This is a genomic window from Niastella sp. sgz303648 (assembly GCF_059587045.1).
The window spans coordinates 162,260-178,091 of the sequence record NZ_JCAPSW010000004.1; the positions used below are offsets into that span (position 1 = coordinate 162,260).

11 protein-coding genes are annotated in these 15,832 nt (G+C 43.5%); 4 read left to right on the forward strand and 7 right to left on the reverse strand.

Going from position 1 to position 15,832, the window contains the following annotated elements:
- Positions 1-63 precede the first annotated feature (63 nt).
- On the reverse strand, positions 64-2,067 hold the full coding sequence (locus AC59IL_RS13345) for a putative porin (protein WP_496552640.1): 2,004 nt from the start codon (positions 2,065-2,067) through the stop codon (positions 64-66).
- 133 nt (positions 2,068-2,200) lie between these two features.
- Positions 2,201-3,022, reverse strand: a complete 822-nt coding sequence (locus AC59IL_RS13350; RefSeq protein ID WP_496552641.1) for a purine-nucleoside phosphorylase — start codon at positions 3,020-3,022, stop codon at positions 2,201-2,203.
- A gap of 232 nt (positions 3,023-3,254) precedes the next feature.
- Between AC59IL_RS13350 and sucC the strand changes: the two genes are divergently transcribed.
- A complete protein-coding gene (sucC, locus tag AC59IL_RS13355; protein WP_496552642.1) occupies positions 3,255-4,466 on the forward strand; it encodes an ADP-forming succinate--CoA ligase subunit beta in 1,212 nt (403 codons plus the stop codon).
- 135 nt (positions 4,467-4,601) lie between these two features.
- On the opposite strand, the gene AC59IL_RS13360 is transcribed toward sucC, so the two are convergent.
- Complete coding sequence (locus AC59IL_RS13360; protein ID WP_496552643.1) at positions 4,602-5,105, reverse strand: DUF4468 domain-containing protein; 504 nt, start codon at positions 5,103-5,105, stop codon at positions 4,602-4,604.
- A 1,642-nt stretch (positions 5,106-6,747) separates the two neighbouring features.
- Here AC59IL_RS13360 and AC59IL_RS13365 point away from each other — a divergent pair.
- Positions 6,748-7,236 carry a GNAT family N-acetyltransferase gene (locus AC59IL_RS13365; RefSeq protein WP_496552644.1) on the forward strand — a complete coding sequence of 163 codons (489 nt, stop codon included), beginning with the start codon at positions 6,748-6,750 and terminating at the stop codon, positions 7,234-7,236.
- A 158-nt stretch (positions 7,237-7,394) separates the two neighbouring features.
- Here the strand turns inward: AC59IL_RS13365 and AC59IL_RS13370 are convergent, their stop codons facing one another.
- From AC59IL_RS13370 to AC59IL_RS13385, 4 genes are all read right to left on the reverse strand, one after another.
- Positions 7,395-8,009 (reverse strand): SprT-like domain-containing protein, encoded by a 615-nt coding sequence (locus tag AC59IL_RS13370; RefSeq protein ID WP_496552645.1) that lies wholly within the window; start codon positions 8,007-8,009, stop codon positions 7,395-7,397.
- A complete protein-coding gene (locus AC59IL_RS13375; RefSeq protein ID WP_496552646.1) occupies positions 8,002-8,406 on the reverse strand; it encodes a hypothetical protein in 405 nt (134 codons plus the stop codon). The genes AC59IL_RS13370 and AC59IL_RS13375 overlap by 8 nt, the downstream gene beginning before the upstream one ends.
- Before the next feature lie 338 nt (positions 8,407-8,744).
- Complete coding sequence (locus tag AC59IL_RS13380) at positions 8,745-9,179, reverse strand: bactofilin family protein (RefSeq protein WP_496552647.1); 435 nt, start codon at positions 9,177-9,179, stop codon at positions 8,745-8,747.
- Between the two features lie 14 nt (positions 9,180-9,193).
- Complete coding sequence (locus tag AC59IL_RS13385; RefSeq protein WP_496552648.1) at positions 9,194-9,589, reverse strand: hypothetical protein; 396 nt, start codon at positions 9,587-9,589, stop codon at positions 9,194-9,196.
- A gap of 139 nt (positions 9,590-9,728) precedes the next feature.
- On the opposite strand from AC59IL_RS13385, the gene porW reads away from it, so the two are divergent.
- On the forward strand, positions 9,729-12,830 hold the full coding sequence (gene porW / locus AC59IL_RS13390) for a type IX secretion system periplasmic lipoprotein PorW/SprE (protein ID WP_496552649.1): 3,102 nt from the start codon (positions 9,729-9,731) through the stop codon (positions 12,828-12,830).
- Between the two features lie 256 nt (positions 12,831-13,086).
- Positions 13,087-15,483, forward strand: coding sequence for a transglycosylase domain-containing protein (locus AC59IL_RS13395; RefSeq protein ID WP_496552650.1), 2,397 nt, complete (start codon positions 13,087-13,089; stop codon positions 15,481-15,483).
- Positions 15,484-15,832 lie beyond the last annotated feature (349 nt).

The following is a 15,832-nucleotide window of genomic DNA, read 5'->3' on the forward strand; positions in this document are numbered from 1 at the left end:
CGATTTGATTTACAGTATTATGTGTTACCGGAAAGATGGAACATCCTATAGGATTCCCGTAAACTAATTTACAAAGCTCCAGAACACGCCCACCCGTATTTGCATTCCGGGGTAGGGATAATTTATGGTAGGAATATTATTCTTTGTAAATCCTTTACCTGCAGGATTAAAGGTGTTCAGGTTTTCGGCCCGTACATAGGCGGTAAAGCTTTTAATACGGAAGTGCAGATAAGCGCTTATATCAGGTAGTTTTAAACTAACCGTGGCGCTGTCCTGGAAAAAATATTGTCCGTTAACCGGTGAATAGCGTGGCGCTTTGTAAGATGTGAAATAACGCATTTCGGCGCCAAAGCTAATCCGCAGGTTTTTGAAACCAAGTGTTCCATCGTACCCAATCTGGTTGCGGGTGGTAAGCAGCGGAAGGTTAACCGGTCCGTCGCCTAACCGTTGTTGCAGTACCAGCCAGGTTTTCCAGTTCCATTTACCGCCTATTCTGAAAATCTTTTCACCGGTTACCTGCAATACATTAAATAAGGTAGATGCCTGCCCAACAGTTATAAAACCTGAATTATAGGCGTAATTGGTAACCAGATAATAAGTGCCCGAAAGCTTCAGCCGTAATTTAGGCTGTTCAAACGAAGCAAAAAGTGTTGTAATATTTTCTTTTTTAAAATTAACTGCCGCTGTATCGAGGTAAAAGCTGCTGGTAGTATTGTATACAAATGAAGGCGTGCGGTTGGTATTCTGAAACCCTACCTGTAAATAACCGATCTGGCGGCTGATCAGCCGGCGCAGACTTATATATGCATTATAGTCGCCTGCATTAAATCCGTTTACATAAAAATTACCCAGCGCCTCAACGTCCCACTTCTGATTTCGCGTTCGGTTCCGGTATTCGCCGTGTACAAAAAAGTTATAATAGTTCTTAGTGGTAGCATTGTAATACCCTGAATCGAATGTACCCTGCAGTGTTTGAAAAGCAGCGCCCAGCTTCAGGAATTGTTGTGCGTTTTTTGCATCGGGGAAAGTGTATATCGAAAAATCATTTATTACTTCTTTCCAATGGTCACGTAAAAAAATAGTATCAGTAGTTCTGGTTGAGTCGAGCCGCAGTTTTAAAACATACAGTGAATCGTAATAGGTGCTATCTGTAGCACGGTTATCCCTGAAACGATAATTATACGTGCTTAAACTGATAGTATGTTCAAGCCGTAACCGCGGATAAAACAATGGAATAACCGTTGTATCATTAACAACCAATGAATCTTTCTGTCCCACATCATACTGTTGCCGCATCATGTAGGTTGCATTCGTATAAAAAGTACCTGTAAAAATATTTGTGCTGAAAAAATTGCGGCTACCGGGATTATCGGGGCCCAGCTGTGTAGGAATATTCGACCGTTCGTTGTAAGCGCCGCCGGCACTGTCTAAATAATTGGCATTAGTTTTAATACCTCCGTTTTCGCCCGTTTGCAGCTTGTTGCCAACAATAACTATAAAATTCTGGTACCGTTTATTTTTCGACTGGTACCACGAGGTGAACCTGTAATTATTGTGATTGGTGTTCTGGTTTTGAAAAAACCCGGGCGAATTGATCAACCGGTATTCAAATGACATGTTCCAGTTAGGCTTCAGGTTTTGTGTATGCATTAACCTGATCATTTGTTCCGACTTGGTACCCAGCATATAGTTCAGTTCGGCATAAGGCCTGGTAGTATTGTAAAAACGGGCCTCGCTTACGGTGAAATTATAAATATCCAGGGCATGAAATCCATGGTCCCAGCCCGGTTTCATTACAGGAGAAAAAAGTAAGCTGCGCGATGGATTTCCCAAATTACCCAGTGTTACATGATACCAGGGAACCGGCAAACGTTTGGTGAAATCGTATAACACCGAATCAAAGTTCTGCACTCTGCTTGTATCGAGATAACGGAAACGGATAGTGATCGAATCTTCCAGCCCGGTACGGTGGGCAATGCTATCGCCCCCTCCTTTTCCGCCACCCAGGCCGCTGAAGCGTCCCTGAGCCTTACGAAGAATATCATCCTGCCCCTTTGTTGTATTCACAAGGCCGGTCAGTAATATCACTAATAAAAAAGATATATAACGGATATGCAACAAATATGAACGATTATTAAACAAGGCAACAAATTAATAATTAATAAACCGTTCCCGGTTATAAGAAAGTTAATTGTACAAATTACAGTTCGGCCACCAGTTGTTTAAATATTGCGGTAAGTTTTGGTTCGGCTTCCCGGGCGGCCTGTAACACTTCTTCGTGTGTTATAACATTTTCTTCTTCCCGAATACCAATATCGGTAATTACACTCATGGCAAAAACCGGTAAGCCCATATGCGCCGCAATGATCACTTCCTGCACGGTGCTCATACCAACAGCATCACCACCCAGGCGGTGTATCATTTTGTACTCGGCCCTTGTTTCGAATGTAGGTCCTGTAACTCCAAAATAAACGCCTTCCTGCACTTTTACATTCAAATCAACTGCAATTTGCCGGGCTCTTTTAATGATATCCTTTTTATAGGGTTCACTCATATCGGGAAAACGGGGACCCAGTTCAGTATAATTTTTACCAATCAGCGGATTTACCATGCTCAGGCTGATGTGATCGTTGATGATCATAAGGTCGCCCACTTTAAAAGAAGGATTTACTCCGCCGGCAGCATTGGATAACAGTAAATGCCGTATGCCCAGTTGTTTCATTACGCGAACAGGGTATGCCACCTGTTCGGGTGCATAGCCTTCGTAAAAATGAAACCGTCCGGCCATAACTACAATCTTTTTGCCACTTAGTTCGCCAAATATCAGTTTGCCATGATGGCCTTCAACCGTAGAAACAGGAAAATGCGGAATGCTTTCGTAGCCGATTTCCTTTTCAACGATCAGCTCCTGGGCAAAATTTCCCAGGCCGCTGCCTAACACAATGCCGGTTTCGGGAGCATGGGGATAAATACTTTGGATAAAAGAAGTGGTTTCCTGTAATTGCTGGATAAAATTGGGCATAAAAGATAAATAATATTGATAGCGGCACTTACCGATGGTAAAATGCGTGCAAATATAAGGAATACCGGTTACCGGTTGCCAGGAAGCCGGTTACCCGGTCACAGGTTACAAGTTTCAGGTTTCAGAAATTCACTGCGAATTCTAAATTAAAAATCGGAAACAAAGGTGCCGGTAACCGGAAACTGGTAACCGGTAACAGCTTTTTCCCTAATTTCGCCAAAATTTTTACGGCATGAATCTTCACGAATACCAGGCAAAAGAATTGCTCAAGAAATACAACGTACCTGTGCAGGAAGGCATTCCGGTCGACAGGGCCGACGCAGCTGAAGAAGCATATAAGAATTTAAAAGTTCAGTTCGGCAATAGTTTCGCAGTAGTAAAAGCCCAAATACATGCAGGTGGGCGTGGTAAAGGAAAGGTACAAGGCACTGAGCAACGGGGTGTGGCAGTTGGTAAAAATGCCGAAGAAATAAAACAAATCGCTTCGAATATATTAGGCGGTACACTGGTTACCATTCAAACCGGCCCCGCTGGTAAAGTGGTGAACAAAGTACTGGTGGCCCAGGACGTTTACTATCCCGGTCCCAACCCGGTAAAAGAATTTTATTTATCCATTTTGCTCGACCGTACAAAAGGACAAAATGTGATCATGTACAGCACCGAAGGCGGAATGGATATTGAAGAAGTAGCACACAAAACACCTGAAAAGATTTTCAAGGAGTGGGTACATCCCGGTGGCGGTTTGCTGGGCTTTCAGGCACGCAAAATTGCCTTCAACCTTGGTCTTAAAGGCGAAGCATTTAAAAACTGCGTAAAGTTTGTTACCAACTTATACAACGCATATGTAGGACTTGATTGCGCTATGCTCGAGATCAATCCGCTGTTCAAAACTGCCGATGAAAAGATCATTGCGGTTGATTGCAAAATGAACCTCGACGACAATGCGCTCATGCGTCATCCCGACCTCGAAGCATTACGCGATATCAGCGAAGAAGATCCTACCGAAGTAGAAGCAGGTAAATACAACCTGAACTTTGTAAAGCTCGATGGCAATGTGGGCTGTATGGTAAACGGCGCCGGTTTGGCCATGGCTACCATGGATATGATCAAGCTCAGCGGTGGTGAACCTGCCAACTTTCTGGATGTAGGCGGTACAGCCAATGCACAAACCGTTGAAGCCGGTTTCCGCATCATCTTAAAAGATCCGAAAGTAAAAGCAATTTGTATCAACATCTTTGGTGGCATCGTTCGTTGCGACCGTGTTGCCCAGGGTGTTATCGATGCCTATAAATCGATCGGCAACATTACTGTTCCCATCATTGTGCGCCTGCAGGGCACCAATGCTGAGGAAGCTAAAAAGCTGATCGAAGAAAGCGGACTTAAAGTACAATCTGCTATTCTGTTAAGCGAAGCTGCTGCTTTGGTTAATAAAGCTGTTGCTTAGATCGGAAGTCTGAAGACAGAAGCAGAAGAAAGATATAAGAAAATCCCGTCTCGAAAGAGATGGGATTTTTTCATTTAAACACCTGCCTTTTACTTATTACTTACAACTTATTACTTAGAACTTATTACTTAGAACTTATTCATCATCTTTCATATACTTCTTCAGCCACCCTATCATAAAGCTCACCCGTTTGTGTGTGTTTTGAATAAGCTGATCGTATACAATTGATTTTACCGAATCGGGCTTATCTTCAAGCGGAAAGTAGCTACTGCCGTTTTTGCCATTTACTACAAAATGATTTATGGTGTAGCGATAATGACCGTTGCGAATTTCAATTTTCATGCGTAATGAAACCGGTATTGGAGAGGGCATTGATATTCCGTGTTGTTTTGCTTTTACAGTAATATAGCCTGTACCGGTTACCTGCATATCTTCGGGTTGACCTTCGCGCGCTATTGAATCCCAGTGCACCAGAAATGGCTGATTAAAAAATGATCTGGCTTTTTCCATTACACGTGGCATATTTTCGGCAATTATTTCACCCGTATATTCAAATTGTCCTGAATTGGTTCGGGGAATTTGCCCTTGTACGCCTGCCTGCAAAACCAGTAATGAACATATTACAATAAAATGCCGCATAATGTGTATACAAGTTAATGTAATGCAGGCACAGCTAAAAGCCGTTCAGCACATTTTCAGGGGGCATCCAACTATTTTGCCTTTTATCAAGCGGTAGCTAAAGCAAGCTATACCTGCTACCTCGCTTTACTTATCTCCGTACCATCACCGTACCAGGTCCGTAATTTTTATGCTTATGGTACAATTACAGCACGTTGGTCATACTGTTTTAAGGCAACAGTAATACTGTCCAAATTGCAGGCAGATATGTAACAGAAAGGGGGCGGGCTGTAATAATTAAACGTGGCAGGCATTATTAAAGTGAAACAGGCCTAAAATAAATGTCCCCGCAACGGAAAGCGGGGACAATTTTTTTGCGAGACGGTTTTGTTTTCAATTAGGATGCTTGGATTCAGTTCTCAATAGGAATTTCGGATCATTTTGGTTTTCAACAGAATCGGGTTTTGGTTTTTACGGACATTGGACATGGATGGTTTTACACAGGAATACGGTTTGGTTTTTCGGACGTTGGACTGGTTTTTCTATCTGGATTTTGGATTCTCTTATTCTAAACGAATTATTTTGTTTTCCGGTATAAAGATCGAAACATTTTATTCGCTTTTCAAGTTTTTGCTCCTTTTATTCGCTCAACTCGGAGGTAAACTTAGATGCCAATAGGAATAAACCCCTACCTGTATACGTATTATACAATCGTGTACTGTTAACGGGTATTAAAATAAAAAAACCCGTTTGCAATAACAAACAGGAAATTCCTTTGGCGATGACCTCACTGCACATTTTCAATGATGCAGTACCGTTATAAACTATGTTAGCGTTATGTATGTTTTCGGTTTTCACTAAACGTTGGACTTTTTTTTAACGATGCAAAAGTAAGCATTACTAACAAATATCTCATCGCTATTGTAAAGATGTAACGTTAAGTTTATATTAGGAAGTATATCCATGACGAACTTTCGTACATCTGCGATTATTTTAGAAATGGCTACGATGAAATATGTATTACTCGTATAAAGCACAATTATTGTAACTCGTAAATTTACGAGCACCGCATATCAAGTTTCACAATGTGTAACAGACACTGGTTACAGAGATTGCAAAAGTTGCAACGGTCGATTCAAACTGTGGATATTTAATTCCGTTACACTTCTATGAAAAATGCAGCAGGAATATATCTTTGTACTGTTATAATATAAAACCAGGTACAACCACTACCCCTAATAATTACCCCCTATTGTACCGTTAGTACTGTTACGAAAAGCATACCGTATTTTCTGTAATTTAAAATGTTCGTAATTATCTCGTGTGGATAATTCGTGTTTGGCATAGAATTTTATCAAATAAACTGTTAAAGCATTCGTTAACCTGATTAATCTGTAGCAAATGAAAAATCCCGTACGACTATTCTTCGGCTTCATCTTTGTAGCCTATGTCATCATCTATAGTTTGATGGCCATTCTTGCTTAATTCGCACTACTCCCCTTCCCTTATTTATTCTTGATCTTAACTGTATCAGGAATTATCATTGTATAGTTCCAGGGCAATCTGTTTTTCAGCCATTGTAATAGCATGTTCAATTGCATATTACCTTCCTTGTTGCCTCGTTGGCCGATGCCTTTATCCCCTGTTGCCTTAACTTCGCATCATGTTAACCGCATCCATCAGAACCATTCAGCCATCCGATAACAAACCGCTTGCTATTATTGTACGTAATGCATTGGCCGAATTTGGCGCCAATAAACCCGGCACCGTATATTACGATGCCACCACCGATGCCTTATACGAACTGTTTCAAACACCCGGCAGTATTTATTATGTAGCCGAATTAAATAACAACATCCTTGGCGGCGCCGGTATTTTTCCATCTGCCGGTTTGCCCGAAGATACCTGTGAGCTGGTTAAAATGTATTTAACCCCTGAAGCCCGTGGAAAGGGAATCGGTAAAATGCTGATCGAAAAAGCACTGGAGTATGCAGCCGGCACGGGCTATAAAAAAGTGTATATCGAAACCATGCCCGAATTACGAAAAGCTATGTCGGTATACGAAAAATTCGGGTTCCGGTATTTAAATGGCCCCATGGGAAATACGGGGCACTTTGGGTGTGATGTTTGGATGCTGAAAGAATTGGAATGAGTTTCTGGTTTGAGGTTTGTGGTTTGTAGTTGCTTCGCGGTTCGATTACTATAAGCACAATGTTACATCCCTTATTTATAAACTAACACTTTTCAAATAAACGTGTGAATTCAAAACGAAAGAACCACAAACTTCAAACCACAAACCCGAAACAGTATTTAACACGCTTTCACCTCATATATCGGACTAAACAAATACAGCTTCCCGGTTTCCACTTCTACACACTGATATCGTTTGCGCAGCTTCTTTCCTTTTTTAAAAATGCGCCCTTCGCCAATGTCGAACAATTGTCCTTCGGATAAGCTTTCTACCATTACCAGTCCGTTATGCGGATCGAACTGTTTTAATACACGCATCAGGTCTTCATCGGCACAACTGCTTGCCGGCAGGTCGTGCATCGATTGCTGCAATGCCTGCTCAACCAGGGCGGGAAAAATTTGTTTTCCCATAAAATCCTTTAACAACAAGGCATAACAGTTTTTCCATTCACGGCCATGGGGCTGCACCCGGTGGCCATACTCATTAAACGTTACCAAATGCGCCAGCTCATGAATAAGCGTAATCAAAAAAGCGTAAGGATTTAAATTGCCGTTTACACTGATGCGGTGATTTTTGTGCAACGTTGCATGGCGGTAATCGCCCAATACCGATTTGCGTTCACGCGTGATAGTTAAATGTACCTTATACTGGTGCAGAAATTCCAGCACACGGGGTACAGCCGCGGCAGGGATAAATTTACTGAGGTATTCGAGTGGCGCCTGCTTCTTAGACATGCTTATTTTGCTTGCTCAATTTCATCAGAATAGCAACTTCACCAAACGTGTAAAGCAGGTACAGGATCATGCATCCGATTATTGCCCCTTTATTGGCTGCTTTACGCGTTATGCTAATATAAATAAACACAGCAATCAAACAAATCATCATTTTCGCTAATACACCCGAATACACGCTTCGCACAATGGCCTGCGCGTTTTTTGTTTGCATCGAGCGGGTAAACAAATAAAACGAAAGGGCTGTAGCCACAAACAAAATCAGGTTGCCGGTAATTAATACATTCGTGCTCAGGTTCCAGGCAGCCAAACGCGCACTGGCTGTTAAAAACAAAGCATTGGTAATAATAAACATCAGCAACAGCGGAACAAAAGACCTGAAAACCGTTTTATTTGTCATTGTAGTAAAATAAAGGGGGCAAAGATAAGCAGGAACAAGCTACAAGGCACAAGGTTCAAGGCACAAGGAAGGCAGTGGGCAGTAGTCAATGGGCAGTGGGGCTTCGCAGGTTCAATCTTTAAAAGATCTTGCAACCATACCTAATTTTAAGCAAATAGTATCCTTTTTCGATAACTTATGGTTTTCGAAAGATTATTGATTAAATGATAAAACCGGTAACCGAAAGTCAGGCACCAGCACAAAGGTCAACGGCTAAAAGAAACGATGCTCCGTCTTTGTAATCCTGAGCGCAGTCGAAAAACTGAACACAGTCGAAGAACTGAGCATAGCCGCAGGTCTTAGGCTTTCTGTAATTTCTCGGCTTTCTTATCAGCAATTACTTCATTCACCACCCCATTGGTAGCAGAAGTCATGTGGCACTGGCCATTGAAATTGGCGCTTGGCTCTATCTGCAGTTTACCTGCATATAAATTGCCATTTACCTGGCTGCCGCCTTTTAACTGTAATAACTCTTTTACTTTAATGGTGCCGGTTACCTTACCCATGATATCGGCCTGCTGACCCGAAATATCCCCCTCTACAGTACCATTGCTGCCAATTACCACTTTGGCCTGGCATTGAATGTTACCCTGCAGGGTGCCATCGATACGAATATCACCATTGCTGGCAATATCTCCTTTTAATGTAGTTCCTGCTGCAATAATGGTGGCAGCACCGGTGCCCGGAGCAGCGGTTTCACTGTAGGTTTCGGACTTGGATTTTTGATTAAACATACGGAATGGTTGGTTTATTCTTCAATATTTTCAGTGCTGGGAATTTTAAGCGTTGTGGTATCTAACTTAACGCTGATATTTCCCTGCAATACACTTTTTACATTGTCAAGGTACTTGTCTTTATACTGCATCACCTGTTCCAGCGAATCGGTACGCACTTTCAATTCCCTGAGTTCCCGTGCAGCATTTACATCCCCGTAACCGGGAATATACATACGCAGGGGCGTAAACACAATAAGTGCCACAGTTAACCCGGTCAGCAACACAAAAATGGTGCTCAGCGTTACATAAACACTCAGTCTGGATAATTTAAACGTCACAACCTCTTCGTAAGTATCATCGTTCATAACTACCAGCCGGTACCGGTTCTGAAGGCGCTTAAGGGTAGATTGGGCAACGAATTTAGCCATAGAGAGAGTTTCAAAACGCTAAAGGTAATAAGTTATTTTAATTGAATTACATCTGTATAAAATTTAACGGGTACACAAAATATTTTTCTTGAAAATCAGTTAATAAGGTTTAGTTTGCTGATAGAAATAATAAACGGTTTTGACGAGGATATTTGTATTTGTTGTATTACTGCTAACCGCGCTGCCGGAAATATACGGGCAGCCCACGCTTTCTTTTGACCTGAAAAAGCCAAAGAAATACGAAAACCGGAAGCTGGGTTCCGAAAAAACCGAAGAAAAAAAATTCACTATCGTTCGCCGCTTTACCCAAAACGGCATCACCAAATTCAACTGGCACTTTAACGCCAACAAAAAGCTCGAAGAAGTAATTGCCCGCGCCAAAGCACACCACAAAGACGACTACACCCGGCTGCTTTCGTTTTACAATTATAGTCTTGATGTTACCTCAAAAGATAAGGTTGAGCTCGACTCGGTGATTTATAAGGCCAATGCAGGCATCCTGATACACGATTTGCGAAACAGCTGGATCGACAACCTGTATATGCTCATGGGTGAAGCCTATTATTTCAAAAAAGAACTCGACTCGGCCTATTTTAGTTTTCAATATATCAACTACGCTTTTTCGCCCAAGGAAAAAGACGGGTACGATAAACCCATCGGCAGCAATGCCAACGAGGGCGGTAACGCATTTTCCATTTCTACCAAAGAAAGTAACAGCATCACTAAAAAAGTGTGGTCACGCCCGCCCAGCCGAAATGAGTCCTTCATCTGGCAAATCAGAACATTTCTGGCCAAAGATGAAACGCCCGAAGCGGCCGGTTTAATTGAAACGTTAAAACACGACCCGCTTTTTCCTGAACGGCTGAGAACCGATCTGCGCGAAATGCAGGCCCTTTGGTTTTACAAACAACAGATGTACGACAGCTCGGCTATTTATCTTGAGCAGGCGCTCGATAATGCCGAAAACCGCGAAGAAAAGGCACGCTGGGAATACCTTATCGGCCAGATGTATGAAAAGGCCGGAAAACATGAGCAGGCCGGTGATTTTTTCGACAAGGCGGTTAGTCATACCCTTAACCCCGTGCTTGAAGTGTATGCCCGTTTGAACTCGATTCGCCAGCATAAAGGCGACGAAAAAGTGATCCAGGAAAATATCAATGAGCTGTCGAAAATGGCTCGTAAAGACAAATACCTCGCCTACCGCGATATCATTTATTATGCGGCCGCCGAAATGGAACTGGAGCGTAATAATGTACCGGGCGCCAAAGCATTTTTATTAAAAGCAACGGCAGCACAGGGCGATGACAATACCGTTCGTACAAAAGCATTTTTACTGCTTGCCGACCTGTCGTTCAAAGAAAAGAATTATGCCGATGCCAAAAGTTATTACGATAGCATCACCACAGTAAGCCCCGACCTCGCCGATCCGGAAGCATTAAAAAAATTAAAATCGGCACTGGCAAAAATCGTTGCTTATCAAACGACTATCAATCGTGAAGACAGTCTGCAACGTGTAGCCGCCATGCCCGATGCCGAACGCGAGGCCTATATCAAAAAACTGATAAAGCAATTACGTAAAAAACAGGGCCTGAAGGAAGATGAAAACGCTTCAGGCACAGGCAACGGGCCGCTGGATTTTAACAACGACAACGGGCCAACCGATTTGTTTGGATCCACCGCAAAAGGCGACTGGTACTTTTATAATACCTCTCTTAAAGCCAAAGGATATACTGATTTTAAAGGTAAATGGGGCAACAGACCCAATGTCGATAACTGGCAGCGTATGGCCTCCATTAAGCAGGCACTCCCTGTTATGGGCGTTACAGCGGATGCCGGTAAAACCGGTGCAGATCCCGTAGCAGCGGGACCAATTACCTATGAATCGTTATTAAAACAGGTGCCGCTTACCCCGGCCCAGTTAAAAGTTTCGAACGATTCTATTGAAAATGCCCAATTCGGACTGGGCAAAGCCTACCTCGAAGGTTTGGAAGATTACCCCATGACCATCAGTACGCTGGAAGACTTTCTTACACATTTCCCCGACAGCAAAAAGCGGCCCGAAGCGTTGTTCATGCTGGCATATTGTTATTCAAAAACCGGCGATGAAGCAAAGGCAAAAGCTGTTCAGGATGAACTGAAGCAGAAATACGCCGGCACCAGTTATGAAAAAATTGTTTCCAACCCTACCGGTATATCGGCCGACAGCAGTGCCAAACTGGATATGACACGCCGGTACGACAATATTTACAACCTGTTTATTGAAGGCAGTTTTGATCAGGCGCTGGAGCAAAAGAAAATAGCCGACAGCCTTTACAGCAATAATTACTGGACGCCCCAGTTGTTGTACATACAATCTGTTTATTACATTCAGCAGCGGCAAGACACCACGGCCAAAAAAACATTGCAGGATATCATTCGTTTATATCCCGGTTCGCCACTGGCCATTAAAGCCCGCACGTTAATAGATGTACTGGGCCGTCGTCAGCAGATTGAAGATTATCTTACCAAACTGCAAATTGAGCGTCCGGCCGAAGACACTACCGGTATGGCAGAACCTACAGGTATTGTGGTTCCACCCCCTGTTGTGTACGTGCAGCAAACACGCGATACAGGAGCCATAGCCAAACAAACGCAGCAACCGCCACCGGTTGGTGCCAAAAAAGATTCTACGCAAACCAGCGTTCCCAAACCGCAGCAACCGCCGGTGGTTAATAAACCCACCCAGCAGCAGCAACCGGTTGTGGCTAAAACGGATAAACCAGTTACACCTCCGGCGCAAAAGCCTACGCAGCTGCCACCACCACCCGTGGTTAGAAAAGATACGGTGCAGGCCAAAGTGGCTCCGCCCAAAGCATTGGTGCTTACCAACAATGTTGAGAACCCGCATTATGTGATTTTATTGCTCGATAAGGTTGATCCTGTATATGCAAACGAGGCGCGTAATGCCTTTACCCGGTACAACAGGGAACAATATTCATCAAAAGGTTACAGCGTTAATAACCAGGCTGTTTCAGACGATGTTAAGCTGGTATTGATCGGTTCATTCCCCAATGCCAATGCCGCCATCGAATACATCGATAAAAGCCGCAAGCTGGCCGTAAGCGAAATCATTCCCTGGCTGCCGGCCAATAAATACTCCTTTGGAATTATCACCGACAACAACCTCGAAGTGTTGAAAAATACCAAAGACGTTGAAGCGTATAAGAAATTCTTATCGCAGTCTTTTCCCGGAAAGTTTTAAATATTGAATATCGAATTTTAAATGTAGAATGTTGAAGTGAAGAACACTTCGGAGTTCGACCTTCATTATTCAGTATTCGATATTTTTAGCAATTGACTACCAGCACTTTAACAAACCAACCAGGCTGTCAAACAACCGCATTTGGATAAATTAAGAATTCTTTCGTAGCTGTACGCTCTTTTATCGGCTATAAAGCATGATTTTTGCAACTCATAAGCCCAACAAACCGACGATTCCATTTGCTAAATTCCCAGGTATGACGCGCGCAGTTAAAATTTTCTGGAAAATCTTTCTTATCGGATTTCTTATCGTTATCCTCATGCTCACCCTTATAAGCTTTGGCTTATTTGGTGAAATGCCTTCGCTGGCCCAGTTGGAAAATCCTTCCATTACCCTGGCCTCTGAAGTGTATGGCGACGACGGCACCATGCTGGGTAAATATTACAAAGAAAAAGGCAACCGCAGCTTTGTACAGTATAAAGATATTTCGAAACATGTGGTCGACGCGCTGGTGGCTACCGAAGACGAACGCTTTTACGACCACTCAGGCATCGATGGCCGGTCGCTGGCCCGCGCCATTTTCTTTTTGGGTAAAGAAGGCGGTGGCAGTACCATTACCCAGCAGCTGGCATTGAACATGTTCGATGAAAGGGCCGATAACCGCGTGGCCCGTATGATACAAAAATTAAAAGAGAACATCATTGCCGTTAAGCTCGAAAGGAATTTTACTAAACAGGAAATTCTGGCTTTATACCTCAATACCGTTTCTTTCAGTGATAACGTATACGGTATCAGAAATGCCGCCCGCACCTTCTTCTCAAAAGAACCCGATCGCCTGAATGTTGAAGAAGCCGCTGTGCTGATCGGTATGTTGAAAGCTACCGGCACCTATAATCCCCGAACCAATTACAAGTCCTCGTTCGAACGCCGCAACACGGTGATCGACCAGATGGCAAGGAATAGTTACCTCACTACCACCGAAGCAGGTGACCTCAAAAAACAACCTATTCGGCTTAACTATAAAAAATTAAATGAAAACAACGGCATTGCACCTTATTTCCTCGATGTAATACGCGATGATGTGAAAAAATGGTGCAGCGAGCATAAAAAGGCCGACGGCGATAATTATGACCTGTACGAAGATGGATTGCATGTGTACACTACCATCAATCCGCGTATGCAGTTATATGCCGAAGAAGCAGTGGCCAAACACCTGCCCGTACTGCAACGTGTACTGGCCGCCCAAAAAAGCCTGCGTAACGATGCCGTATGGAAGGGCCACGAAAACATTATTGAGAATTACATGAAAAATTCTGATCGCTGGAGGAACCTGAAAGCCGAAGGACTAAGCGATGATGAGATCAGAAAATCGTTCAAACAAAAAGTGCACATGAAGGTATTTGCCTGGAACAACAAGCGGGAAAAAGACACCGTGATGACCCCGCTCGACTCCATAAAATACCATCGCGAAATGCTGCAAACCGCTTTTATGGTAACCGATCCTATGAGCGGACAGGTAAAGGCCTGGGTTGGCGGTATCGACTTTAAAAATTACAAGTACGATCACGCAAATCTTAAAACGAAACGGCAGGTAGGTTCTTCAATAAAACCTTTCCTGTATGCGCTGGCTATTGAAGAATATGGCTTTACCCCCGAAACTATGTGCGAAGCCACGCAGCAGTACTTCCCGGGATCGGGTTATGTGCCTGCCAAACCCAATCCCAAAGTATCGGGCATGCGCAGCATGGCCACCGGTTTGGCCTATTCAATCAACGAAGTGGCAGCTTATATAATCAAGCAAACAACACCCAAGCGGTTTGCCGAATTTTTACATCAGATCAATATTCCAACGAAGGTTCCACCCTACCCTTCAATAAGTTTGGGTTCCTGTGAACTGTCGTTATACGAAATGATGTGGGGCTACAGCATGTTCCCCACCGGTGGTTTTAGTATTAAACCTGTTTATATTACCCGTATTGAAGATAAGAACGGCAATGTGCTGGCGCGTTTCGATACCGAACGCAAAGAAGTGATCAGCCAGGCCTCGGCCTATACCATGGCACGCATGATGCAAGGCCCGGTCGACTACGGTACTGCCGCCGGTTTACGCGGCCGTTTGGGCGTTGCCGAAATGGGTGGTAAAACCGGTACAACCAACGATAATTCCGACGCCTGGTTCTTTGGATTTACACCTCAGTTGATGGCCGGCGTGTGGATCGGTTGCGACGACCGGTTCATTCGACTCGAAAGCGGCCTGGGTTATGGCGGCGCCGCCGCAAGGCCCATCTGGGAATATTTCTTTTCAAAAGCATTTGGCGATAAAACACTGGGGCTCGACAGACAGGCCAAATTTGTGCAGCCCGAGAGCATGAAAAATCAGCAGTTTTACGACTATACTTATCCCATTGAGCAAACACCGCCCCCCGGCGCCGAAGGCGCAGATGTTGGCAATGGCGGCGTAGACGCTTATCTGGGCAAACCCGATACACAAAATATTCCTACCGAATCAAAAGAAGCTATGGAAGAGCAAAAGGTGCTGAAAGAAGCCACCAATGCTAAAAACCAGCTTGGTAAAGATTCTGTGGTAGAAGACGATAAAAAGAAGAAAGGCTTTTTCAGAAGGTTATTCGGTGGTAAAAGAAGAGATGATTAAGAAAGTTACAGGTTACAGGTTTCAGGTTGCAGGGAGAAACCCCCGTAGCTTGTACTTGTAACCCTACATGTTGCAGATAATATTCCCCACTACAACCACAGCAGATTTTACAAGCCTTGTACTCTGCATTCTTTAACCTGAAACAATATCGCCGGAGATAAAATTTCCCGCTTGTAAATACTGCACTATTTGCATCCTGACAACGCCCCCGCTGGTTTTTCACCCCCCCTTTTGCGATAAAATCTGCAAAAAACTTACAACTGCTTTTTACATATAACTGCCATTATGAACAACAGGTTATGGTCTGAAAATTGAATAACTGGTTAATACTGACTTTAATAACCACTAT

Coding starts and splice junctions, on each gene's coding strand:
- AC59IL_RS13385 (WP_496552648.1), bottom strand. CDS start 9,589: ATGGCTAAATTCGTTGCCCAATCTACCCTTAAGCGCCTTCAGAACCGG.
- AC59IL_RS13370 (WP_496552645.1), bottom strand. CDS start 8,009: ATGTCTAAGAAGCAGGCGCCACTCGAATACCTCAGTAAATTTATCCCT.
- AC59IL_RS13395 (WP_496552650.1), top strand. CDS start 13,087: ATGACGCGCGCAGTTAAAATTTTCTGGAAAATCTTTCTTATCGGATTT.
- AC59IL_RS13375 (WP_496552646.1), bottom strand. CDS start 8,406: ATGACAAATAAAACGGTTTTCAGGTCTTTTGTTCCGCTGTTGCTGATG.
- sucC (WP_496552642.1), top strand. CDS start 3,255: ATGAATCTTCACGAATACCAGGCAAAAGAATTGCTCAAGAAATACAAC.
- AC59IL_RS13380 (WP_496552647.1), bottom strand. CDS start 9,179: ATGTTTAATCAAAAATCCAAGTCCGAAACCTACAGTGAAACCGCTGCT.
- AC59IL_RS13350 (WP_496552641.1), bottom strand. CDS start 3,022: ATGCCCAATTTTATCCAGCAATTACAGGAAACCACTTCTTTTATCCAA.
- AC59IL_RS13365 (WP_496552644.1), top strand. CDS start 6,748: ATGTTAACCGCATCCATCAGAACCATTCAGCCATCCGATAACAAACCG.
- AC59IL_RS13360 (WP_496552643.1), bottom strand. CDS start 5,105: ATGCGGCATTTTATTGTAATATGTTCATTACTGGTTTTGCAGGCAGGC.